The sequence below is a fragment of the Acinetobacter sp. RRD8 genome, from assembly GCF_031844225.1.
Taxonomy (GTDB): domain Bacteria; phylum Pseudomonadota; class Gammaproteobacteria; order Pseudomonadales; family Moraxellaceae; genus Acinetobacter.
Window position 1 is genome coordinate 512,939 of record NZ_JAUZUU010000001.1, and the last position, 24,362, is coordinate 537,300.

Sequence of the window (24,362 nt, forward strand, 5' to 3'; positions counted from 1 at the left end):
TCATCCTCCACTCGGATGTTCAATCAGCTCGCCATTCAGCAGTTCAAAATGTCGCTGACACTGCTGCGCCAGTTTGCGGTCATGCGTGACCAGCACCAAAGTCGTCCCCAGTTCCCGGTTCAGTTGAAACAGCAATTGTTCAATTTCTTTGGCCGTTTCACCATCGAGATTGCCCGTAGGTTCATCGGCAAAAATGATTTTTGGTTCACTGACCAGTGCGCGTGCAATCGCCACACGTTGCTGTTCTCCCCCGGACAATACTTTTGGGGTTTGCTGCGCCTGTCGATCCAGACCGACCTTATGTAGTAATGCCAACGCCTTTTGCTCAGCTTCTGCATATTTAAAGCCGGGCTGCAGGCGCAGTGGCAGCATTACATTTTCAAGTGCAGTCAGGTGCGGTAAGAGCTGAAAAGACTGAAAGACAAATCCGATATTTCTTAAACGTACTAGCGCACGTTGTTCTTCATTCAAGTTAGACACTGATTCGCCACAGACCAGAAGCTGACCTGAACTTGCCTGATCCAGTGTCGCCAGAATACCCAGTAATGTGGATTTTCCGGAACCGGAACGACCGGTAATAGCCACTTGTTCTCCGGCCTGAATATCCAGATCAAGATCCTCAAAAATGGTGAGTTGTTTTTGTGAAAGTTGTATCTTTTGTGTCAATTTCTGGGCAGAAATAATAGCCTGTGGCATGATGGTCGAATCGTTGCTGCTTTGAATCATACGTGTCCTATATGAAAGATCTTAATCAGAAAACTCGGCTATTGCCTTACTTTTTTTTGCTCAGTCTGTGCCTGTTACCTCTTGGGGTTTCAGCAAAGACGATTATGATTTTAGGTGATAGTTTAAGTGCAGGTTATGGTATCCAGCCCCAGCAGGGTTGGGTACATTTATTACAAAAGCGTTTAGAGCAACAGTATCCGAAACAGCATAAAGTGGTCAATGCAAGTGTCAGCGGTGAAACCACCAGCGGAGCACTGGCCAGACTGCCAAAATTGCTGCAGACGCATCGTCCAGACCTTGTGGTGATTGAGTTAGGTGGCAATGATGGCTTACGTGGACAACCACCACAAATGATTCAAAAAAATTTAGCCAGCCTGATTCAGCAGAGCCAGAAAGCCAAGGCCAAGGTCATTGTATTTGGCATAAAGATACCGCCTAATTACGGGCAGGCCTATAGCAAGGCGTTTGAAAATAATTATAAAGTGGTCAGTCAGCAATATAAGGTGAAATTATTGCCTTTCTTTATGCAAGGTGTCGCCGGTAATAAAACCCTGATACAAAAGGATCTGATTCATCCAAATGCCAAAGCACAGACGATTCTGTTAAATAATGCTTATCCATATATTAAAGGCGCTTTATAAAGCGCCTTTAACTTATTTTAGAATATATTTAGATGAATCGTGATTAGAAATCGAAGAATGTCACTTCACCAGTTTCCAGTGAATATTCAGCACCCACGACTTTTAGTTTTCCTTGTCCAATCAGGTTTTCCAGAACGGCTGAACCGTGACGCAACTGATTCACCGAAGCAAATACGTTGGAACGTACTGCATGCTTGGACAATTTTGCCAAGTCATTTTTCAGTTCAGTTTGCATTAAAGTTTCAACTGAAGGACGTACGCGGTTCACAATCGACATCAGGTTTGCCGATGGGGGGCAATCTGGACACATCAAGGTATCAATAGTCGCTTTAATCGCACCACAGTGACTGTGACCTAACACCACCACAATCGCGCAATCATAACGTGCAGCGGCAAATTCAACACTGCCGACCTGTGAGGGTGCAACAATATTACCTGCAACACGAATCACAAAAAGATCGCCGAGACCCTGATCAAAAACCATTTCGGCTGGAACGCGCGAATCTGAACATCCCAAGACAATCGCAAACGGATTCTGATCCTCTGCCATTTCTGCGCGCTGTTGGTGGCTAAGTTGTTTTGGATGCGTGGTATCGCCACTGACAAAACGTTGGTTACCCTGTCTAAGACGTTCTAAAGCTTCTTGAGCTGTGAGCATTCTTTTCTATCACCGATGTTTTTAGTGGGAATATCTTACTGCCAGTTTTTTTGAATGTCACTTGCAAAAAATCTTAGCTGATTAAATTTTTAGCATTTATCTAATTTCATTTCTGCAGAGAATTTATGCGCAATACATCACATTTTCTAGCCATTTAATGCAATCCAGCAAAAAACTAATGGGTGACAAGCGCAAGGATTGATTTAAAATAGAATGAAGAATAATGTTTTTATTTGAATGAAAATTGCAAATTTATAACATGGAAGTATTTTGATTGAGCAATTTGCTCACTGGGTTTGTTTTGGGGAATGGTCAATGAAGAAAATAATAAAATTGCGCTCGAAAATGATTTGTTCAGCCGTGGTTGCCTTAAGCATAGCATTACCGGGCCTGACACATGCTCAAATACTGTTTAGCCAGAAAAATGAAACATCTGCCAAAGTCTTGCAGCAGCATCTGTTACAAGAACGCAGCCTTGCCGGTCTCAAATCCAAGACCCTCAAAATTGGCGAGGTCACCTGGAGTTATAGCGAAGGCGGTGCCAAGAACAAACCATCCATTCTACTGATTCATGGTCTGGCCGGCACGCGCGACAACTGGAACCGGGTCGCCCAGTTTCTGACGCCCTATTATCATGTCATTATTCCGGATCTGCCAAGCAACGGCGACACCAAAGTTCCGGACAATTTTGATGTTTCTGTGCCCAATGTGACCTCTCAACTGCGTTTGTTCCTTGAAACCTTAAATGTGGACGAAAATTTACACATTGCCGGCCACTCTCTGGGTGGATCGATTGCCACAGTTTATGCCTCGCAGTACCCTTTCGATACGCAAAGCCTGTTTTTAATCAATAGTGCTGGTCTTTACAAAATGGGGAATACTCCCTATACCAAAGATCCTCAAGCCTTAAAAGACCTGATCGTCAGCAAACCCGGTGATCTGCAAGATGTTTCCAAACAGCTGATGCAGAATCCGCCAGTGATTCCTTATCAGTTACGGCATGCACAGGAAAAACTGTTGATTTCACGCGCTGAACAAACCAGCAAATCGATTGATCAGGTGGTGATGCTAAACCGGATTTATACACCGGAAACCTTTGCCCGCCTGACGCGTACGGTTGAAGCACCCACCTTGATTTTATGGGGCAGACAGGATCGGATCATTAATGTCGAAGTAGTCAAAGAGCTACATGCCCTGCTGAAACGTGCCGAGAAGCCAGTGATTTTAAATAATGTCGGGCATATGCCGATTCTTGAAGCAGAAAAACAGGTTGCACAACATTATTTGCCTTTTCTGGCCAAGACGCAGACCCTAAAAAACCCGCTTGCTGATAAACTCATTCCTTTAAATTAAGTTTCAGAGATGCTATGCAGAAACACCCGATGATTGAGCAGTTGATCGATGCTCAACTTGATTTTCTCGATCAGGCATTTTCTCAATCTGAAACGATTCAAAGCGAGTTTCATGCATTTTATTTGTGGCTACGTAAACAGACGCTGAAAGAGCTGTGGAGTTGTGAACTGATCAACCAGCTTTTACAAAAACAGATTCTGGGTACTGCCGCCAGCAGCTTTCTGATTGAACAGATTGCCGAGCATATCCGTTTTGCCCTGGTGCATCCGGCCAATGATACCACCACGATTGCCGATCTGATTCCAGTACTGACCGTAGACAAAATCGCCCAGTATGTGGCCAGTAAAAGTGGCCATCGGCAGCGTCTGATTAAAACCATAGTGAATAATCCGGCATTTTCCGCCATGATTACCCAATTGATCCAGCATTCCATTCAGGATTATATGGATAACTCCATGATTGCCAAAAGCGTGCCCGGGGTTTCCCGCTTTATGAAAATGGGCAAATCCGTTCTGGAAAATGTCACCGATACCAACCTCGATAGCACCATTGCACGTTATCTGCAAAAGAACATTCTGAAGCTCAGCCAGATGAGTGAGCATGTACTGAACCAGCATTTTGACGACGAGAAACTCTATCATTTTCAGGCCAATCTCTGGCATAAAATCAAGGACATGCCAGTATCGGTCTTGAAGAATTATATTGAGCTGCAGGACCTGAATCAGACAGTCGGCTTAGGGCATGACATCTGGGATCATATACGTCAGACAGACTATCTGCAGCAGCAAGTGCATGACGGAATTCATACCTGGTATGTCCGCAATCAGGAACATACTTTTGATCAGTTATTACGTGATTTGAATATTGATGAAGCGCTAATTCAGAATGAATTGCAGCATCTGCTCTGCCCGGTAATCCAGCAAATGGTTTCTCAACGGCATTTACGTGAGCGTGCACGCATGTATCTGGAACAATTTTATTATCATGCAGATACTTTGAAAATTCTTAAGATTTAAATAAAAAAGCCGCTATAAAGCGGCTTTTTTTATATTGTCATTTGCTTAGAATTTTGCATTCAGACTGATACCGTAACGACGACCATCCAATAGTTGATCACCATCAATATCTTCAGCTTTTTCATCCAGTAGGTTATAGACACCAAATTTACCTGTTAGATTCGGACTGAATTTATAGTTAAAGCCGACATCTACAAATTGGTAACCTGGATTTGGCTGAGCCATAGAGGTACGGCTCAAGTAAGCAGAGGTTTCAGAACGATGGTGCAAGCGGCTCCATACATTGAGTGCCTCATTTAGCTCATAATCCACACCAATATTAAACATGTGTTCCGGCATCTGGTTCAGTGGCTGGCCTTTAAAAGCACCTGACTTAAACTCTGAATCAGTATAAGTATAGTTTGCAGTCAATGTCGTGTAATCATTCAGACTGGCTTCTACCGTTGCTTCTATACCACGAATTTCTGCTTCATCTACATTAATCCGTTCACTAATAAAGTAGAATGGAATATCCCCTTCGAAACATTTCCAATTCTGCCAGTTATTACGGTTTGTTGTGGTGCCATCCGTATCGGTTTCGCAGGCACGAACTTCCGTAATCCGGTCTTCATATTTAGTGATAAAGCCAGTCAGCGATGTATTGATATAATCATTTTTCCAGTTGAAACCTAATTCAGTCGATACACTTGATTCAGGTTTCAAGTCCGGATTGGCACGAATAATGCCACGGCCTGTTGCTAAGGGTGAACCACCGCCACCCGTGACGCTATAGAAACCTTCTGTGGCTGCACGAATATCAGGCTGTTTATAACCTGTAGCCACACCACCTTTTACTACAAAGTTATCATTTACCGCGTACACCCCATACAGTCGTGGCGATAAATGGCCACTATAGTTTTCATCATGATCATAACGTAAGCCGGCGGTTAAGTCGAAACGATCCGTAATACTCCAGGTGTCTTCAAGGAAAGCGGCAGCAGACCAACGTGTTAATTCACTAAATTCAGGTGCATTAGGATTCCGGTTAGTCGCTTTATCGACCAGTTTTTCATCTTTAAGATATCCCCCGAATGACAGCGTATGATCACCTAAGGCTAAGTTCCATTGACTGTTCGCTGTCCAAGTATCCAGGGTAATCCCTTTGGTGCCGAGTTCCGTATTGCCACGATCTGGATTTTTTGAATTTTCATATTGAATATAAGATGAACTGTCTAAGTTATCGCTATAACGGCCATTATGGGTTAAGGAATAAACATTACGATAATTACGCGAGAATGAATCTGCAGCACCTTGAGCAGGTGCTACCGTTTCCCCTACAGACGTAGTTGATTCCTGCTGCACGAAATTAGCTTCAACTTGTACATCATGATCATCATTAATGGCATAAGTCAGGCGTGAATTTAAGCTTTCACGTTCCGTGCCACGAAAACCGCCAACATAACGGTCTTCATTACGTTCCTGCTTATTGACTGCCAGTTGCAAACCAAGCTTATCTGCAATTAAAGGACCAGCAAGATATGCAGAAGCATTTTTAATATCACCTGAACGGCTACTGTCCTGAATCGTGGTTCCCAATTCAACATTGCCAGACCATTCATCCGACACTTTTTTGGTAATAATATTCACTACACCGCCCATGGCATCTGTACCATAAAGTGTAGAAGCTGGACCACGGATCACTTCAATACGTTCAATTGCTGAAATAGGTGGCAGAATATTTTTCTCAAAACCTCCATCGTCTCCATTCGGATTGACATCCTTGCCGTACTGACGCTTACCATCGACCAGAAACAAAGTATAGTTTGAACTCATACCACGAATACTGATGGTCTGTGCAGAACCTGCACCTGAAACCACGACCCCGGGCGTATTACGCAGTACATCAGTAATGTCGTTATATTCACGTTTATCTAATTCTTCACGATCAATCACGGTAATGGAAGCTGGTGCTTTAGCCAAATCTTGCTCATAACCTGTTGCGGTCACCACAATCGTTTGCAATTTAGTCGCTTCCGCCTGTGGAACAACAGCTTCTACTGCAGATGTATTTCCCGCCATAGCTGTAAATACAGCAAATGCCAAAGTTGTTTTTAAGAATGGGTTATTCATACCTTGCGCGCCCCAATATTTATGAAGAGATCATGTTTATTCGGTTACGAAGTGTAACAGCTTTTCAATTGAATGCAATTACTATTGATAATTATTATCATTAACATTCACTTGTTTTTAATCCAGAAATAAAAAAACCTCGAAATTTCGAGGTTTTTAAAATGCGATAAATAAACTGTTATATAGAACAGCTTATTTCATATACGCACCTTCAGACTGACTATGATCCGTTTCATCAACGACATGCATTAACTCTGGTACATGTTGTTTTAATGTGGTTTCAACACCTTGTTTCAAAGTGATATCAATCGCTGAACAGCCCTGGCAACCACCACCAAATTTAAGTACAGCGGTTAAACCTTTTTCAGGGTCTTCTTTAACTTCAACCAGTGCACAGTTACCGCCATGGCCTGCCAGACCCGGGTTAATTTCAGACTGCAAGACATAGGTAATGCGCTCTTCTACTGATGCATCTGGCCCCACGCGTGGCACTTTAGAGTTCGGCGCACGGAAAGTCAACTGACCACCAAAACGGTCTTTGTTGTAGTCAATCACGGCATCGAGTAAATACGGAATAGATGGCGAGTCGATAAAAGCAGGGAAATCAGGATATTCCTGCTTATAATCTGTCGGTACAACTTCATCAGGTGCACTATAGGCCATGCAACATTCAGCGCGAGGAGTACCCGGATGCTCTACAAAAACACGCACACCAATACCCGGGGTGTTCTGTTTATCCAGTAGATCCTTTAAATACTCTTGTGCTGTTGGTGTAATCAATAAGTTGGGAATTTCACCAACAACTGGAGTGCTGCTGTTCTCAGTCGACATAACAATAATTTCCTCAAGCTCAAGCGGCCATTTTAACTGAAGATGCGGGGTAATTTTTAAAAATCAACTAAAATTGTCGGATTTATTATAAAAGTACAACTTTAGCTTAATTTTAATGGCATGATAATTGGCAAATAGGCACCCTTAGAATCATTTATATGCTTGATTTACCTTTTAATCATACCGTGACCATTATTCTGATCACCTGTATTGTGTCATTTATTGCTTTCTCCAAAGAGACGGTGATGAATCGCCTGATTTTCTGGCCACCGGCACTGCAACGTGGACAATATGACCGCTTTATTACGCATGGCTTTATCCATGCGGATGGTGCACATCTGCTGTTCAACATGATTACCCTGTTCTTCTTCGGCAGCGTGATTGAAAGCTTTTATCGTCAATATCTGTATGACCTGGGTTTTATCCTGTTTTACCTCGGTGGACTGATCGCAGCGATTCTGCCAAGTTACCTGAAGCATAAAAATGATGCGCGCTGGGCCAGTCTAGGTGCTTCCGGTGCAGTGTCAGCTGTGCTGTTTGCCTATATTCTGTTTGAACCTTGGAAATTAATTTTTGTGTTCTTCATTCCGGTTCCTGCCATTATTTTTGCTGTGCTGTATGTAGCCTATAGCATTTGGTCAGGCAAAAAAGGCAATAGCAACATTAATCATAGCGCGCATTTATGGGGAGCGGCTTACGGGGTGGTCATGACGATTATTCTGGAGCCACGCCTGATTCCGCATTTCCTGAATAAACTGATGCAGGTTCCGTTTTAATCAGGTTTTTTAAATATTGAAGGAATAAAGCTACATATGAGTTAAGCCTCATATTTCTGCTGAAAATGGATAAGAGAGCTACTGCTCTCTTATTCGTTTGAAACATCTCGTAATATATTAGAAAGTGATGATGTCACTTAATGCCAATCTTGGACTGAATTTTGCAGCGATAATATATACATCTGTATATTAATTACTGTCATTCTCGAGATATTTTGCATGTCCACTACACCAGACGGTCTTCAATTTCCTCTTCAGTCTCAGCAACAAAAACCAAGTAGCTCCAAAGCAGGTCGTGCGATCATCGCAGCAGCCTTAGCCAATGTAAATCCACACAGTTCTCAACAGGCACAATCAGAAAAAAACTGGCGCAAACACTACACAGTACATTTTAAGCAACTGGTCGAACAGGGACTGAGTTCCCCTGAAGCCAGCTTGAAAATTGCCGAAGATGGATTGGCAAAGGCCCATCAGACTTTTGAATTTTATCGTGATGGTCAAAAGTATGTATTGCAAGATGCCTTAACTCTGCCCGCTGAACAACTACAGACATTCAAACTCACAGGTAGCAGTAAAGCTGTACCAGAATGGTATGTGCCTTACCACGGTCAAAAGCTGCAAGGTGATGCCTTATTGGAGCAGATTGAGCGCTGGGAAAGCCAAGGCATCGTGGAAACCAGTCATGCCAATGCCCTACGTGAATGTGTGGTGCATCCTGAATGGTTTGATCTTTCCGATCGAACCACGGTGCTGTTTGGTGCAGCATCTGAAGCCGGTCCTCTGACCTGGCTGGCGAAATGGAAAGCCAATATTGTAGCGATTGATCTGCCGAATACCCGTGTATGGGGCAAGATTGTTGATACCATCAACCAAGGCAATGCCACGCTGTATGCGCCATGTACTGAAGACCTGCCTGCTGATACTTCACTTGATATTTTAAAAGAAAAACTGGGGGCGAATTTGCTGACCCAGATTCCTGAAATTGCCAAATGGTTATTACAGTTCGAGCAGGATCTGGATCTGGCTGCAATTGCCTATCTGGATGGTGAAAAGCATGTTCGGGTCTCCATGGCGATGGATGCCATCATGCAGCATGTCAGCCAGCAAAAAGCTAATACCAGCCTGATGTACATGTGTACGCCGACCGATGTTTATGCGGTTCCGAGTGAAGTGATTGAAGCGTCAAAAGTGAAATATACTGAACGCTCCAAGGCACAGGCAATCATCTCCAAAGGTGTTTCCACTTTAAGCCGCAAACATTTTTTCCAGAAAAATGCGCATGAACTGATTCAGTCTGGTGATCAGGCGTATGGTATTTGTGACTGTCTGGTGGTTGAACAAGGCCCGAACTATGCGCTGGCAAAACGCATTCAGCAATGGCGTGCTACCTTAGCTCGTGCTCAAGGTCAGCGGGTCAGCATCAATATTGCCCCTTCTACTACGACCTATTCCGTGACCAAGAATCCGCTATTAAAAGCCGCATTTAACGGTGCCAGCCTGTTTGATGTTGAAGCCTTTGCACCTGAAACCACCAATGCAATTATGGCTGCACTGTGGATTCATGACCTTCGCAATCCAGAATCGGTGGCCAATCCTGAAGTGAAGCTGAACCATCCGCTTGAATTGATGATGCATGGCGCAAATCATGGTGGTTTGTGGCGGGTTGCTTATCTGGCGCGTACCGCACTACCTTTTGCTGCACTATATGGTTTTGCGACAGAGAAGTTGCCAAAAGGATTATTGAGTAAGTTGAAGAAGTAATTTTTTTATTATCTTCATCCAATTTTTCCATAAGAAAGGTAATCGTTATTTTTAAAGTTCTCCCCTCGTTGCGTAGCAGTGCTGCTCATCCCTAAAGCAGAGAGAACTTTAATTGAAAATGGGCGTTCCCTCTCCTTCTAGGAGAGGGTTAGGGAGAGGTTAATTTAGGCTTTCAATCATTCAAATTCTTATGAATGTGCTTTGGGCAGATTTAAGTTGATCTATTTTATAGCTTCTTTTTTTCTTTACTTTTGAAAGATCAAAAGTAACAAAAATCTTTTGTTAAGCTGATGATATGTCCCTATATCACAGCCTAACGGCGACATCCCTGTCGCCTTAATCGTAATTTAGATTCCTCTTTTACATCCTTAATTTTTCTTCCACCCATAAAAAAAGCTGCTCTAGAGCAGCTTTTTTTATGTCTAAATAACTTAGAACACTTTTAACAGTACCCAATACAAACCGCCTGACAGGCAGATCGTTGCAGGCAAAGTAAAGATCCAGGCAGACAGAATGGTTTTCACCATCTGGAAGTTCAGACCTGACTTGTTCGCCACCATGGTACCTGCTACTGCAGAGTTCAATACATGGGTAGTGGATACCGGCATACCGAAGCCATCTGCCGCTGCAATAGTTGACATTGCCACAAGTTCGGCAGACATACCCTGACCATAAGTCATATGCTGTTTACCAATACGCTCACCAACCGTCACGACAATACGCTTCCAGCCGACCATCGTACCCAGACCAAGTGCCAAGGCTGTCGCCACTTTTACCCAGGTCGGGATGTATTGCAGGAATGAATCCAGATTGTCACGGTATTCATCCACTGTTTTTTCCTGCGCAGCACTCATTGCCGGTAAAGCTTCTGCTTTATCCAGACGCTTAAATGCTGTAGTGCTCAGATACATGTCATTACGGAATTCAGATACTTGAGCTTCAGGAACATCCTTAATGCTGGTATAGCTACCGACTTTCTCACCCAGATGATCCGTCAAGCTTGCCAATGCAGGCACGACTTCAGGGGTAATTTCCTTGGTCTGAATGTACTTGGTGATCACATCACGGGCCTGTTCATCCGGAATATCCTGATGATTTGGATAGATCACATCCGCAGTTTGTGCAGATAACTGGCCAAAAGATTGAATATGTTGTGCATCCAGATTCTTGTTCAGCGAGTACGCCAACGGTACACAGCCGATCAGAATTAACATGATCAGGCCCATACCTTTTTGACCGTCATTTGAACCATGGGCAAAACTCACCCCAGTACAGGTAAAGATCAGCATGGCACGAATCAATGGTGGCGGTGGCTTGTTACCTTCAGGTGGCTGGAACAATTCCAGTTGACGCTTGAAGATTTTTTTCACCAGCAGGAACACAATTGCAGCAAATGCAAAACCGATTAAAGGCGAGAATAACAGCGCCTTACCGACTTTCATCACCTGCTCCATGTCTATACCTGAAGCGCCAGTACCGGCATTCAGAATATAGTTCATGATGCCCACACCCAGAATCGAACCGATCAGGGTATGTGAACTAGATGCCGGAATACCGAGGAACCAGGTTCCCAGATTCCAGAGAATTGCCGCGATCAGCATGGCAAAAACCATGGCAAAACCTGCTCCGGAGCCGACATTCATGATCAGCTCGACTGGCAATAACGCAATAATGCCGTAAGCGACCGCACCACTGGCGACCATAACCCCAAGGAAATTACAGAAGCCGGCCCACATCACTGCGACAGGAGCTGAAAGTGCATTGGTATAAATGACTGTGGCCACAGCATTGGCGGTATCGTGAAAGCCATTGACGAACTCAAAGCTCAACGCAATAAAAAGTGCCGTCGCTAACAAAATAACTGAATACAAGCCCAAGGCCGGTACATGCGCTAAATCTGCAGACAACTGGAAGCCGATATAAATCAGCGTAGTGATAATAAGAGTCAGGAACACCGGCATAAAGAATTTCGGTGTTGGCACATGAACATTGGTCGACTTTTGGGAAGCCGACCCGTGTGCTGAATCTACGGGAGTTTGATTAGGATTCATGCAAGCAGGAATAGAGGATTCAAGAATCCCCATATTGTTCAGTTAAATTGTGACAATTATATGACAAACTGCTGTCATATGAAGCAATTATTTGGATTTTCTTGCTGCTATTCGTCCTGTTTAATTCCGACTAAAACACTAGATTTTGATTTTATAAATCAATTACTTAAGAGAGGATTCCAGCTTATTTAAGCTTAGCAACCGCACATATTTTGCTACCAAAACGATTCATGCCCTACCTGTCATCAAGCAGAGCAAAAGTTTCATTTGCACAGCATAAGCTATCAATATGACAATTTCATGAATGAAAGCATCAGCTTAATTTTCTGATCCTGTTTCTTGTCTGTAAGGCATCGAATCAGATTCGAGATTGCATTATTTTCTGATCCCCATGTTAAAACTTGTTGTTTTTCTAGATGACTTATCAAATTTTCATATCATGCTTATCCATCATTCTGAGCAATCTCAGCAGAAATCAGCCAACTAATCTGCTAAGATTAGCGTCGTTTTTTTTGATTTCTGCTGAGAAAGTTTGAATGTCTACACTTACCACTTTAAAAGAACTTCTTGCCAAAAGAATTTTAATTATCGATGGTGCGATGGGTACCATGATCCAGCGCCATAAACTGGAAGAAGCCGATTATCGTGGTGAGCGTTTTGCTGACTGGGCCTATGATCTCAAAGGCAATAATGATTTGCTGGTGCTGACTCAACCACAAATCATTCAAGGCATTCATGAAGCTTACTTGGAAGCTGGCGCCGACATTATTGAAACCAACACCTTTAACGGTACCCGCGTTTCAATGTCGGATTACCACATGGAAGATCTGGTTCCCGAGATTAACCGTGAAGCAGCGCGTCTGGCCAAAGAAGCCTGTGCCAAATATTCAACGCCTGAAAAACCACGCTTTGTGGCAGGTGTGATTGGTCCGACATCGCGTACCACCTCTATTTCTCCAAACGTGAATGACCCGGCGTTCCGTAACATCACTTTTGATGCGCTCAAAGTTGACTATATTGAATCAACCAAAGCCTTGATCGAAGGTGGTGCAGACATCATCCTGATCGAAACTGTGTTCGATACCTTGAATGCCAAAGCTGCCATCTTTGCGGTGAAAGAAGTCTTTAAAGAATTGGGCTATGAACTGCCAATCATGATTTCAGGTACGATCACGGATGCATCAGGTCGTACATTGACTGGTCAAACCGCTGAAGCCTTCTGGAACTCGATGCGCCATGCAGAGCCGTTATCTATCGGCTTTAACTGTGCGCTGGGTGCAGATGCGATGCGTCCACACGTGAAAACCGTTTCTGACGTTGCCGATACCTTTGTTTCAGCACATCCAAACGCTGGCTTGCCAAATGCCTTTGGTGGTTATGATGAAACGCCGGAAGAAACTGCGGCATTTATTAAAGAATTTGCAGAAAGCGGTTTAATTAATATTACCGGTGGTTGCTGTGGTACTACGCCGGATCATATCCGCGCGATTGCAAATGCTGTTGCAGGCATTACCCCTCGTCAAATTCCTGAAATTGAACCGGCTTGCCGTTTAAGCGGTTTAGAGCCATTTAACATCACCAAAGATTCACTGTTTGTGAACGTGGGTGAACGTACCAACGTCACCGGTTCGAAAAAATTCCTGCGTCTGATTCGTGAAGAAAACTTCGCCGAAGCGCTTGATGTTGCCCGTCAACAGGTTGAAGCCGGTGCACAAATCATTGACATCAACATGGATGAAGGTATGCTCGATTCACAAGGTGCGATGGTGCATTTCCTGAATCTGATTGCTTCTGAGCCTGATATTTCACGTGTACCCATCATGCTGGATTCTTCTAAATGGGAGATTATCGAAGCAGGCCTGAAATGTGTGCAAGGTAAAGCCGTGGTGAACTCGATTTCCCTGAAAGAAGGTCATGACGAGTTTGTCGAACGTGCCCGTCTCTGCCGTCAATATGGTGCTGCGGTGATCGTGATGGCATTTGATGAAGATGGTCAGGCCGATACAGCTGCGCGTAAAAAAGAAATCTGTAAGCGTTCATATGATGTTCTTGTGAATGAAGTAGGCTTCCCGTCCGAAGATATTATCTTTGACCCGAACGTCTTTGCGATTGCAACCGGTATTGAAGAACACAACAACTATGGTGTGGACTTTATTGAAGCGACTGGCTGGATTAAACAGAACCTGCCAAATGCGATGATTTCTGGTGGTGTGTCGAACGTATCGTTCTCGTTCCGTGGTAATGAACCGGTGCGTGAAGCGATTCACTCGGTGTTCCTGTACCATGCCATTCAGCAAGGCATGACTATGGGTATTGTGAATGCCGGTCAGATGGCAATTTACGATGACATCGATAAAGAACTGAAAGAAGCGGTTGAAGATGTTGTTTTAAACCAGAACCAGGGTGAAAGTGGTCAGGAAGCGACCGAAAAACTGCTTGCTGTTGCTGAAAAATACCGTGGTCAAAGTGGTACGCAAAAAGCCGAAGAAAATCTTGAGTGGCGTAATGAGTCTGTTGAAAAACGTCTTGAATATGCTTTAGTAAAAGGCATCACGACTTATATCGACCAGGATACCGAAGAAGCACGGTTAAACTCTACACGCCCACTGGATGTGATTGAAGGTCCATTGATGGCGGGTATGAACGTAGTCGGTGACTTGTTCGGTGCCGGTAAAATGTTCTTGCCGCAAGTAGTCAAATCAGCACGTGTGATGAAACAGGCTGTGGCGTGGTTGAACCCGTTCATTGAAGCCGAGAAAACCCAAGCTGAGGCCAAAGGTAAAATCCTGCTGGCTACGGTGAAAGGCGACGTACACGACATCGGTAAAAACATCGTTGGCGTAGTATTAGGCTGTAACGGTTATGACATCGTGGATCTGGGCGTGATGGTGCCATGCGAAAAAATTCTACAAACTGCGATTGATGAAAAAGTCGATATCATCGGTTTGTCTGGTCTGATCACGCCGTCTCTGGATGAAATGGTGTTTGTTGCCAAAGAAATGCAGCGCAAAGGCTTTAACATTCCGTTAATGATTGGTGGTGCGACGACTTCTAAAGCGCATACCGCAGTGAAAATCTCACCGCAATATCATAACGATGGCGTGCTTTACACCGCAGATGCTTCACGTGCCGTGGGTGTAGCAACACAATTGCTTTCTCCTGAAATGAAACCAAAACTTTTGGCTGACTATGCAGCGGATTATGAAAAAATTCGTACTCGTCTTGCCAACAAGCAACCGAAAGCGGCGAAATTGTCTTATCAAGAGTCAGTCGAAAACGGCTTCAAGATCGATTTCGACAAGAATGCACCGGTTAAACCAAACTTCATTGGATCTGAAACTTTCACAAATTATCCGCTTGAAGCTTTGGTGGAATATTTTGACTGGACACCGTTCTTTATTTCATGGAGCCTGGCGGGTAAATTCCCGAAAATCCTTGAAGATGAAGTGGTGGGTGAAGCAGCACGTGACTTGTATGAACAAGCACAAGCAATGCTGAAAGACATCATCGAGAATAAACGTTTTGATGCGCGTGCGACGTTTAGTATTTATCCTGCAAACCGTGTAGCAGCAGATACAGTTGCCGTTGCAGATGAAGCGGGTAATGTAACTCACAGCTTCGAGCACTTACGTCAGCAGTCTGACAAAGTGACAGGTAAAGCGAACTACTCTTTGGCAGACTTTGTTGCGCCAAAAGATGTGGCTCAGGATTACTTGGGTGGCTTTACCGTGTCGATTTTTGGTGCGGAAGAACTTTCGCAAGAATACAAAGCCAAAGGTGATGACTATAATGCGATTATGGTTCAAGCCTTGGGTGACCGTTTTGCCGAAGCCTTTGCAGAGCATTTACACGAGCGTATTCGTAAAGAGTTCTGGGGCTATCAAGCAGACGAAGCTTTATCAAATGAAGATTTGATTAAAGAAAAGTATGTCGGTATTCGTCCTGCACCAGGTTATCCTGCTTGTCCTGAGCATTCTGAAAAAGCGCCATTGTTTGACTGGTTAGGTACAACCGACAAGATTGGTACGTACTTAACCACAAGTTTTGCAATGTGGCCACCTTCATCAGTAAGCGGTTTCTACTATGCAAACCCTGAAACCGAATACTTTAACGTAGGCAAAATCTCTGGCGATCAGCTGGAAGATTATGCGAAGCGTAAAGGCTGGACACTGGATGAAGCGAAACGCTGGTTAGCGCCAAATCTGGATGATTCAGTGGTATAAGAATCCTCTAATTTAGAGAAGAAAAAAATCCCCTCGAATGAGGGGATTTTTTATACATAAATATTCATGTAAATTTGATGATATTCTTTTCCCTGTATTTTCAACCAGTTTTCAAATCTTATTAAATCATGACTACTGAAGTATTCATCTTCTATTTCGACACATCTCCAACTAGAAATGATAGAGATATAATCATCTACAATCCCAAAAGAGAAGGATGATTTCACGCAATTAAGAAACTCCTCTTTTGTCAAATTCATGGCTTCAAGATGACCTTTGATTTCTTCGACTTTCGCCCCACCCATAAATGTAATTATATTAAATAAATCAGCTAATTGTTTTTCAATTTTTTGAGGCTCAAATGTCAAATCACTAGCTTTTTTGGTATCTTTTAAGCGATGATCATTGATCTTAATAAATTTACCTTCTGGTTTTTCACCTAATGTCCTTACAATAAAAAATGGTAAGAGATTTTCAGACAACAGATCATCTTCAAAATCAAAGCTAATATTTAAATGTAAACTAATTTTAGCCCATAACAACTCTAGAAGAATAATTGCAGAATTAGAGTTATAGGAAGCTAAATAGCTCCACCATTTACCTACATTTTCTTCATCTAATTGTGCCCAATAAGGCATACCTAAAGCTTTCAAAACACCTAATTTATTATTAGTTATTAATGTAGGAAAATCTAAAACCCTAACCCCTCTCTGAGAATTATGGTCATCTATTAAATTAAAAGTATCTTCTATTGCATTTCTTAAATCTCCCACACGTTTATATCCTTCATAAGAATGAACAATAGTAAGAGGCATTAACATTTCCACCAACAAGGTAGAGGCAATATTTTTTTGTGTTGGATCTAAGTAGGCTATTTCTTCAATTTTTTCAATTCTATACCCAATTAAATAACTTAAATGTAGAGAAAATAGCGCTAAATCAATTCCTATATTATTTCTATTAATTAAATCATCAATATATCCATAAAATTGAGATTTAATTTCACTTAAATGAATTAAAGCTTCAACCAACGACTCTTTTGTTAAGTTTTTTTTAACTTCAAATATTACTAGTACATTTGATACATCATAAATATACTTGTCTGTCAAACCATACTTAATACCCTCTCCATATACCAACATACAATCTATTTGTTGAGAAAGTTGTATTTCACCAACTTTAATAAATCCTTTTACTACTCGTAAATCATAAACGTCTGGTAAAACATATTTTTTATTTAGACCCTGAATTGTAATTTCCTCATATGCTTCACCTAATGTAGGCATATGTGGCATATTAAAAGACTCAACCTTTTCCTGTTCATATTTTAGGAATTCTTCTAACAATTTAGCAACATCTCTAACCATTGCTAATCCTCTCACCTTATAATAAATATTTAATAATTATACGCTTAAAATCACATAATAATTAAAGTTACTTTTAATCCAATTATCTTGTATCCCATATCATTGAAATATACTACTACACTCAATCACCCGCCCATTATCTAATTTCAGCACTTATAAGCTAAGTCAAAGTTTCATCTCTAATACAATCTGCTTCCAAGCCATCATCAGTAAAAGTGCTAGCTACCATCACACTTTATGATCAAATTAGCAGCAGGACAGTAAAAATCCACGATTTAATTTTTAAATCGGCTTTTGCCGATAAAACTGCAAACCTAAAATTTGCTTAGATACCCTCACCCCAACCCTCTCCCATAGGGAGAGGGAGCTTTCATTACAAATTAAGTAGCTATATAAGTTTAATAATGGACGTTCCCTCTCCTTTTAGGAGAGGGTTAGGGAGAGGTAAAATTTAACAACCAATAAAAAATCTGAAACTGCCCCTTTTCTGAACGCTCACCCCAAAATCACTCGTTTTTACATTTTTAAGTCAGCAAATTTCAAACATTTCCATAATAATAATAAGACTTTAGACATCTCCCAGAATACGTGAAGGCCTTTCTCCATGAAAAAACTTATCAACAACCCTGAAAATCTGGTTGTCGAAATGTGCAAAGGTTTTGTCCTTGCCCATCCTGAACTGACATTTACCGAATCGCATAAAATCATTTCACGTAAACAAAAACACAATAACGTGGCACTGATCAGTGGCGGTGGTAGTGGTCACGAACCTGCACATGCGGGCTTTGTCGGTACAGGCATGTTAGACGCTGCCGTATGCGGTGACGTTTTTGCATCGCCATCTCAAATTCAGGTCTATAAAGCATTGCAGCATGTCGCAACTGACAAAGGCGTGCTGATGATCATCAAGAACTATTCTGGCGATATGATGAATTTCCAGAATGGTGCTGCATTGGCTGCGGAAGATGGCATTAAAGTCGATTACGTCAAAGTGGCGGATGATATCGCGGTAAAAGACAGCCTTTATACCGTCGGTCGTCGTGGTGTTGCTGGTACCATCTTCGTGCATAAAATTGCCGGTGCAGCAGCGTCAAAAGGTTTAGAGCTTGCGCAAGTCAAAGCTGTGGCTCAAAAAGCAGCGGATAACGTGATTAGTCTTGGTTTCGCCTATACCTCATGTACTGTTCCTGCCAAAGGTACACCCACCTTTACCCTAGCCGATGATGAAATGGAATACGGCGTCGGCATCCACGGTGAACCGGGCATTCGTCGTGAAAAAATCTTACCATCGAAAGAAATGGCACAACGTATGGTCGATGACTTATTCCTTGACCGTCCTGACATGCAAGAAGTTGCGGTGTTGGTGAATGGCTTTGGTTCAACACCAATGCAAGAACTGTATGTGTTTAACAATGATGTATGCGAACATCTGGCGCGTAAAGGCATCAAAATTTATCGCACATTCGTTGGCAACTATATGACCAGTATCGACATGAACGGTGCTTCGGTTTCATTGCTTGCAGTCGATGATGAGCTAAAAGGCTACTTAGATGCAGAAGCCAATACCCCTGCCTTTAAGCTGGATGGCTCGCCTGCACTACCATTTGAATTTGCAGCACAAGACGCAGTAGCAAAAAAACCGCCAATACCGAAGTTGAAACCCAAACTGAACATGCTGAAATTCAGAATGAGCAATTCACGATAGAAAATATGCGTTATGTGGTCGATGTGATGGCAGCCTGCATCATCAAAAACGAAGTGCCATTCTGCGAGCTGGATGCCCATGCAGGCGACGGCGATTTTGGCATGAGCGTCGCAAAAGGTTTTAAACAGCTGAAACGTGAATGGCAAAGCCTGATTCAAGCACAACAGATGGATGAATTCTTACTGAATAGTTCCATGATTATTATGGAACACTGTGGCGGTGCGTCCGGCCCAATTTGGGGTTCAGCATTCCGTTCGGCCAGCAAAGCCATTCAAGGTAAAGAAACTCTAAGCGTGGCAGATTTTGCCGAGATGCTACAAGCTGCGGTAAAAGGTATTCAAGTGACAGGTGAGCGTTCATTTGGTCGTGGTGCTGTGGTCGGTGATAAAACCCTGATTGATGCACTTGTACCTTGCGCAGACTCTTGGTCAGCCAATACCGACAAGACGTTTAAAGAAAACTTTGTCTTGGGTGCAGAGGCTGCGGTAAAAGGTGCAGAATCCACCAAAGAGATCGTGGCGCGTATGGGCCGTGCTGGTACAGTCGGTGATCGTAGCTTAGGCTATCCGGATGCAGGCGCACACGGCTTAGGCGTAATCTTTACGGACATTGCCGAGCATATTAAATAAACTTTTCAAGATTTGAAAAAAGCCCCGACACTGTTCGGGGCTTTTTTATATTTCATTTCCTCTACTGAGCAAGTTTTAAAGCGCAAGTAATGAAAGGCATACTCATTCCTATGGATGTGGCTTAATGAAACTTGTCCAAATAGCGCTCTAGCTCTTCTGTTACCACTACCCGCTTATTGCCTTTTACCTGCTCTTCACTCAATACACCTTCTGAATCAATAACTACCACTTTGTGTCCATCCGCTTGTAATCGTTTGACGCCTTCAAATAACATGCGTGCACCTACATCATGAATCAAAGTTAAATTGGTCAGGTCTAAGACTATACGAGTTGTAGCATCTGGCTCATCCTGCAAAATTCGCAGCAACATTTCGGATTCTGTAAATTGCAATACACCGCGCAGCTCATACACGACAATGTCATTGTTCTTACCTACAGTATAACGACTTTGCAAAATGGTCTGTGCCGATGGCGTCCCTTCCATCAGATGCAAGCCCATGTCCCGCGACAAACGCTCAAAAATATCCACGCCACGTACACTATGCCCATGCTCATCAATTTTAGGAGAAAAAACCACAATTCCCACCTGCCCAGGCAATACCCCGATAATTCCGCCCGATACACCACTTTTGGCAGGAATGCCCACCGTCGTCAGCCAGTCACCCGCCGCATCATACATGCCACAGGTCATCATCACGCTGAGCACTTGGCGCACCACATCACGCTCTAGCAGCTGTTTGCCCGTTTTGGCCTGAACACCGCCATTGGCGAGCACACTACAGATATTTGCCAGATCTTTGACCGTCACTTTAATCGCACATTGCTTGATGTATCCATTGACGATTTCTACCGGATCCGAATCCAGCACACCTACGGTACGTAGCATATAGCCAATCGACAGGTTCCGGAATGCAGTTTTGACTTCCGACTTATACACCTGCTTGTCGAATTCCAGTTGACGTCCTGCCAGCTCACTTAAAAAACGGCGTAAGCATTCCGCACGTGAAATGCCTTTTTGTACCGGAATCAAAGAATGCGTAGTGATCGCACCCGAGTTAATCATTGGATTTTTAGGAAGATTGGTTTCTTTATCTAGCGAAATCTGATTAAAAGCCTCTCCTGAAGGTTCAACGCCGACCTTTTCCAGTACTGCTGGAATTCCCAAATGCTGCAATGCCAAGGCATAGGCAAAAGGCTTGGACATCGACTGCATGGTAAATTCGGTTTCATCATCTCCCGTGGAATAAATCGTGCCATCCACCGTGGTCAGCGCCAAAGCGAACTTGTTTGGATCTACCGCTGCCAGTTCAGGGATATAGTCAGCCAAAGCGCCCTGATCATTATCATGACAGACCGTTAATACATGCTGGAGATAATCGGGCACCGGGGTTTTCATTCAGATAGATCCTTTATATTTTCATCCTGTTTCCACCTTAAATTTTCAGGATAAAACTACAAGTCCAAATTGGTAGCATTTTATAAATACGTCCATCGATTTGGACTAAAACAAATGCCTTTTCAGCTCAATGATCATCAGGAGTAAGGGGCATTTTAATATTATTTTTTTGAGTTTTTATAAAATATCGAGCGGTTCAACAGGTCATTTCGATTAGTTTGATTATCCATTTTATTTATATTTTTCATCGCAATAAATGATATTATTCACCTACCTGCTCACATTATAATCTAACACGCTGATCCCGGATTTGAATTTTTACAGTCTACTCGTGCCCAGCATCATGTCGAGCCTGGGGATCATCACGCTGAGTATTTCCTATTATAAAGGCTTACCTAATTATTTAAGATCTTATGCTTATGCACTGATTCTGATTGGCGTAACGATATTACTCAATACCGTTTTATCTGCAGCAGTTTTAGTTGAAATCTCCAGTTTCATTGCTGCTCTTTACTTCTTGTCCTGTACCTTTCACAGCAAAGCCATTTATGAGCGTTTAAAAATCGACTATGTATGGCCAAACTATATTTACCTGATTGCCTTGGGTGCGTTTGGCATTTACTACTTTACCCAAGTGACTGCTGACCAGACTGCCCGTTTGCTGATTATTGGTAGCATTACTGCGGCAATTTATTTGCACCGCCCAATTGCCTTTATTCGGACGAGCACAGGCTTACGTATCGACAGTTACCTGAAAATTTTTACCTTCGCGACCACGTTCATCATCATGGGACGTGCTTTGCTGTTCTCTGTTTTGCTTGAGGATCAGGGGTTTGTCGCCCATTACGAACCCGCATGGGCATTTACACAGCTGCTCCTGCTCCTGATTGATCTGATCTTTTTAGGTTTATTCATTGGCTGTGCAATTTTGGATCTGGTGCGAAAGTTGCAACGGGAGCGCCATCACGACCCGCTGACCGGATTATTAAACCGCCGTGGATTTGAAGCCTATATTCAAAAAATAGATCCCAATCCTGCCTTACAGTATGCAGTTTTGATGGCAGATTTAGATCATTTCAAAGCAGTTAATGATCGTTATGGACATCAGGTCGGTGATCTGATTTTACAACATATCAGTCAGATATTTAAAGCCAATATTCGCAGTAAAGACCAGGTGTCACGGATTGGCGGTGAAGAGTTTCTGCTCGTCTTGCATGATATTCAAAAGGATGCCGCCTTTAAAATTGCTGAACGGATCCGGTTGCAGCTTGAAGAAACTCCATTACATCATGAACAGCAGCATATTTACCTGACTATCAGTATCGGAGTCAGCTTCTTCAATCATCCTAATCAGATTAAAGAAGCCACTTTAGCGGCCGATCATGCCATGTATCAGGCCAAACAGATGGGCCGTAATCAGGTTCAATTCGCTCAAGAGAAAATTGCCTGAATTTGATAAAACTTTAAATCTCTTATTTCACCTTGGTCTTGCGAATCATTTTGTACAGCACCTTGGGGGAAATACGTGAAACTAGCACACCAAGTTTTTCTTTCTTTCCGCCAATCACGATATATTCTTCGCCGCACTGCAAGGCTTGTACGCTTTGACGGGCAAAATCTTCTGCCGACAGACCATTTTCAATCGCTTCATCCTGCTTGGCTTGTGGCTTGCCTTCCCCATTTAAAGCATTAAACGACACATTGGTTTGAACAAAGCCCGGGAATATCACTGAGACCTGAACGCCCTGATCAGCAACTTCAGCACGTAAACTATTGGCCCACATATGAATCGCTGCTTTGGCTGCTGAATAGGAGGCGCGATACTGGGTGCCAAGCAAACCTGCCACACTGGAAATAAACACGATACGACCTGATTTTTGTGCCAGAAAGGTCGGCAATACCATTTTGGTGAGAAATACCTGCGAGAAATAATCGACTTCCATAATAGCGCGTTCAGTCTGCATGGTGGTGTGCTGAATCAGGGCACGTTGACTGAGTCCTGCATTATTAATCAGCCAGTCAATCCGGCCTTTTTGTTGCAAAACCTGTTCATAGGCATGACAAACCTGGCTTTCATCCGTGATATCGGCAATGACTGAAATATGCTGATCTGGATTAGTGAGACTTTGGCGAACATTTTCCAGTTCTTCATGCCGACGTGCAGTCAGTACCACCTGGGCTCCGAGTTCAGCACATTGCTGGGCAATCGCCTTGCCAATCCCTGAAGATGCGCCGGTAATCCAGACCACTTTTCCATTTAAGTCTTCAACTTTCGCCATGAAATCCTCTTTCCCTTGTTTTAATGAATATGGTGCTGCATTTCATCTTCCAGAAATGCCAGCAAATGCTCAAAATAATAACTCATCGTATCGGCATCATAGATGCTACCGAGCTTGTCAAAACGTTTATAGCCTAACTGGGTGGTTAAATGAATCACCCCATTCAAGGTTTTATCGACCACCACATTAAATTTCAACATTTTTTTCGGTTCACGGATCAGATGTGTCACCCCTTGGTCGACCACCTGAGTAAAGGCTTTTAAAGCGGGTGATACATATTGATGATTACCATTTTTCATCTGGTCAATACAGCCGAGCAACTCCATCACCAGCAATTTTTCCACCGGATATCGAACAAAAGCATCACCTTGATGCTCATAGGTCATGCGATGCAAATAGTTCACCATAGGCATCAGACGCTCATTGCCAAACAACGAAACCGACCACGGCATATATTTACGGGTGTTATGCATAATCTGCTGAATCACTTTTTCGGACTCGCTGTCCGGTGAATTGGCCAACTGCACCACCTGACCAAAAATCTGGTCAATAATTTCACAGGCCATATCGGCCAGATTTTCACCTAAGGGTCTGGCAAGACTGTCTCGCTCGCCGGCATTTAATCTGGAATGAAGGTCTTTAAAGCGCTGATGGGTTTCGGGTTGAAGCTTCAGGGAAATGTTATAGCTCATCTTATTATCCTTTTTGATATGCTGCGATGAGTCGCGTTTTTTTATCAATCTATCATACGATGAGTTGCTATACATGCCAATTGGCTAAAGTTTGCATTTGGTTAAGCTGCCGCATGCACTATTTTTTTTGCTACAATAGATCCAATTTT

The 24,362-nt window shown here is 43.0% G+C and carries 16 protein-coding genes and 2 pseudogenes; 8 read left to right on the plus strand and 10 right to left on the minus strand.

The window, feature by feature from the left end; genetic code table 11:
- The gene (locus tag Q9R24_RS02525; protein WP_253138157.1) at window positions 1–726 is read right to left on the minus strand and encodes an ABC transporter ATP-binding protein; all 726 of its coding nucleotides are present in this window, start codon (window positions 724–726) and stop codon (window positions 1–3) included.
- An 11-nt stretch (window positions 727–737) separates the two neighbouring features.
- Here Q9R24_RS02525 and Q9R24_RS02530 point away from each other — a divergent pair, with 11 nt between their 5' ends.
- Window positions 738–1,367, plus strand: coding sequence for an arylesterase (locus tag Q9R24_RS02530; RefSeq protein WP_311203644.1), 630 nt, complete (start codon window positions 738–740; stop codon window positions 1,365–1,367).
- Window positions 1,368–1,410: 43 nt separating this feature from the next.
- Here the strand turns inward: Q9R24_RS02530 and Q9R24_RS02535 are convergent, their stop codons facing one another.
- The gene (locus Q9R24_RS02535) at window positions 1,411–2,025 is read right to left on the minus strand and encodes a carbonic anhydrase (protein ID WP_004646264.1); all 615 of its coding nucleotides are present in this window, start codon (window positions 2,023–2,025) and stop codon (window positions 1,411–1,413) included.
- Window positions 2,026–2,340: 315 nt separating this feature from the next.
- Here Q9R24_RS02535 and Q9R24_RS02540 point away from each other — a divergent pair, with 315 nt between their 5' ends.
- Window positions 2,341–3,378, plus strand: a complete 1,038-nt coding sequence (locus Q9R24_RS02540; RefSeq protein WP_311203645.1) for an alpha/beta hydrolase — start codon at window positions 2,341–2,343, stop codon at window positions 3,376–3,378.
- 14 nt (window positions 3,379–3,392) lie between these two features.
- Complete coding sequence (locus Q9R24_RS02545; RefSeq protein ID WP_311203646.1) at window positions 3,393–4,394, plus strand: hypothetical protein; 1,002 nt, start codon at window positions 3,393–3,395, stop codon at window positions 4,392–4,394.
- Between the two features lie 45 nt (window positions 4,395–4,439).
- Here Q9R24_RS02545 and Q9R24_RS02550 read toward each other — a convergent pair whose 3' ends face one another.
- Both Q9R24_RS02550 and nfuA read right to left on the minus strand, forming a co-directional pair.
- The gene (locus Q9R24_RS02550; protein WP_311203647.1) at window positions 4,440–6,503 is read right to left on the minus strand and encodes a TonB-dependent receptor domain-containing protein; all 2,064 of its coding nucleotides are present in this window, start codon (window positions 6,501–6,503) and stop codon (window positions 4,440–4,442) included.
- A gap of 192 nt (window positions 6,504–6,695) precedes the next feature.
- A complete protein-coding gene (gene nfuA / locus Q9R24_RS02555; RefSeq protein ID WP_004279400.1) occupies window positions 6,696–7,334 on the minus strand; it encodes a Fe-S biogenesis protein NfuA in 639 nt (212 codons plus the stop codon).
- Window positions 7,335–7,492: 158 nt separating this feature from the next.
- Between nfuA and Q9R24_RS02560 the strand changes: the two genes are divergently transcribed.
- Both Q9R24_RS02560 and Q9R24_RS02565 read left to right on the plus strand, forming a co-directional pair.
- The gene (locus Q9R24_RS02560) at window positions 7,493–8,110 is read left to right on the plus strand and encodes a rhomboid family intramembrane serine protease (RefSeq protein ID WP_004646259.1); all 618 of its coding nucleotides are present in this window, start codon (window positions 7,493–7,495) and stop codon (window positions 8,108–8,110) included.
- Window positions 8,111–8,329: 219 nt separating this feature from the next.
- Entirely contained in the window at window positions 8,330–9,871 is a 1,542-nt protein-coding gene (locus Q9R24_RS02565; protein ID WP_311203648.1) for a hypothetical protein, read from the plus strand.
- A 431-nt stretch (window positions 9,872–10,302) separates the two neighbouring features.
- On the opposite strand, the gene Q9R24_RS02570 is transcribed toward Q9R24_RS02565, so the two are convergent.
- A complete protein-coding gene (locus Q9R24_RS02570) occupies window positions 10,303–11,922 on the minus strand; it encodes an inorganic phosphate transporter (RefSeq protein ID WP_044111639.1) in 1,620 nt (539 codons plus the stop codon).
- A 536-nt stretch (window positions 11,923–12,458) separates the two neighbouring features.
- Here Q9R24_RS02570 and metH point away from each other — a divergent pair.
- Window positions 12,459–16,145: a methionine synthase gene (gene metH / locus Q9R24_RS02575; protein WP_247144415.1), complete on the plus strand. Its 3,687-nt coding sequence runs from the start codon at window positions 12,459–12,461 to the stop codon at window positions 16,143–16,145.
- A gap of 50 nt (window positions 16,146–16,195) precedes the next feature.
- Here the strand turns inward: metH and Q9R24_RS02580 are convergent, their stop codons facing one another.
- Window positions 16,196–17,512: a DUF6602 domain-containing protein gene (locus tag Q9R24_RS02580; RefSeq protein ID WP_005107552.1), complete on the minus strand. Its 1,317-nt coding sequence runs from the start codon at window positions 17,510–17,512 to the stop codon at window positions 16,196–16,198.
- Window positions 17,513–17,678: 166 nt separating this feature from the next.
- A pseudogene (locus Q9R24_RS02585) lies at window positions 17,679–17,893 on the minus strand (endonuclease domain-containing protein); the annotation flags it as partial.
- Between the two features lie 223 nt (window positions 17,894–18,116).
- On the opposite strand from Q9R24_RS02585, the pseudogene dhaK reads away from it, so the two are divergent.
- Window positions 18,117–19,846: pseudogene (gene dhaK, locus Q9R24_RS02590) on the plus strand (dihydroxyacetone kinase subunit DhaK).
- Window positions 19,847–19,967: 121 nt separating this feature from the next.
- Here the strand turns inward: dhaK and Q9R24_RS02595 are convergent.
- The gene (locus tag Q9R24_RS02595; RefSeq protein WP_311203649.1) at window positions 19,968–21,242 is read right to left on the minus strand and encodes a glutaminase; all 1,275 of its coding nucleotides are present in this window, start codon (window positions 21,240–21,242) and stop codon (window positions 19,968–19,970) included.
- A gap of 343 nt (window positions 21,243–21,585) precedes the next feature.
- Here Q9R24_RS02595 and Q9R24_RS02600 point away from each other — a divergent pair, with 343 nt between their 5' ends.
- Entirely contained in the window at window positions 21,586–22,692 is a 1,107-nt protein-coding gene (locus tag Q9R24_RS02600; protein ID WP_311203650.1) for a GGDEF domain-containing protein, read from the plus strand.
- 22 nt (window positions 22,693–22,714) lie between these two features.
- On the opposite strand, the gene Q9R24_RS02605 is transcribed toward Q9R24_RS02600, so the two are convergent.
- Window positions 22,715–23,521, minus strand: coding sequence for an SDR family oxidoreductase (locus tag Q9R24_RS02605; RefSeq protein WP_311203651.1), 807 nt, complete (start codon window positions 23,519–23,521; stop codon window positions 22,715–22,717).
- A 20-nt stretch (window positions 23,522–23,541) separates the two neighbouring features.
- On the minus strand, window positions 23,542–24,213 hold the full coding sequence (locus Q9R24_RS02610; protein WP_004646248.1) for a hypothetical protein: 672 nt from the start codon (window positions 24,211–24,213) through the stop codon (window positions 23,542–23,544).
- Window positions 24,214–24,362: the final 149 nt, after the last annotated feature.

Bases quoted from the DNA above. Each gene is read 5' to 3' on its own strand.
- Q9R24_RS02610 (WP_004646248.1), bottom strand. From the start codon at position 24,213: ATGAGCTATAACATTTCCCTGAAGCTTCAACCCGAAACCCATCAGCGC.
- metH (WP_247144415.1), top strand. From the start codon at position 12,459: ATGTCTACACTTACCACTTTAAAAGAACTTCTTGCCAAAAGAATTTTA.
- Q9R24_RS02600 (WP_311203650.1), top strand. From the start codon at position 21,586: ATGTCGAGCCTGGGGATCATCACGCTGAGTATTTCCTATTATAAAGGC.
- Q9R24_RS02545 (WP_311203646.1), top strand. From the start codon at position 3,393: ATGCAGAAACACCCGATGATTGAGCAGTTGATCGATGCTCAACTTGAT.
- Q9R24_RS02550 (WP_311203647.1), bottom strand. From the start codon at position 6,503: ATGAATAACCCATTCTTAAAAACAACTTTGGCATTTGCTGTATTTACA.
- Q9R24_RS02580 (WP_005107552.1), bottom strand. From the start codon at position 17,512: ATGGTTAGAGATGTTGCTAAATTGTTAGAAGAATTCCTAAAATATGAA.
- Q9R24_RS02560 (WP_004646259.1), top strand. From the start codon at position 7,493: ATGCTTGATTTACCTTTTAATCATACCGTGACCATTATTCTGATCACC.
- Q9R24_RS02540 (WP_311203645.1), top strand. From the start codon at position 2,341: ATGAAGAAAATAATAAAATTGCGCTCGAAAATGATTTGTTCAGCCGTG.
- Q9R24_RS02595 (WP_311203649.1), bottom strand. From the start codon at position 21,242: ATGAAAACCCCGGTGCCCGATTATCTCCAGCATGTATTAACGGTCTGT.
- Q9R24_RS02525 (WP_253138157.1), bottom strand. From the start codon at position 726: ATGATTCAAAGCAGCAACGATTCGACCATCATGCCACAGGCTATTATT.
- Q9R24_RS02535 (WP_004646264.1), bottom strand. From the start codon at position 2,025: ATGCTCACAGCTCAAGAAGCTTTAGAACGTCTTAGACAGGGTAACCAA.
- Q9R24_RS02530 (WP_311203644.1), top strand. From the start codon at position 738: ATGAAAGATCTTAATCAGAAAACTCGGCTATTGCCTTACTTTTTTTTG.
- Q9R24_RS02605 (WP_311203651.1), bottom strand. From the start codon at position 23,521: ATGGCGAAAGTTGAAGACTTAAATGGAAAAGTGGTCTGGATTACCGGC.
- Q9R24_RS02565 (WP_311203648.1), top strand. From the start codon at position 8,330: ATGTCCACTACACCAGACGGTCTTCAATTTCCTCTTCAGTCTCAGCAA.
- nfuA (WP_004279400.1), bottom strand. From the start codon at position 7,334: ATGTCGACTGAGAACAGCAGCACTCCAGTTGTTGGTGAAATTCCCAAC.
- Q9R24_RS02570 (WP_044111639.1), bottom strand. From the start codon at position 11,922: ATGAATCCTAATCAAACTCCCGTAGATTCAGCACACGGGTCGGCTTCC.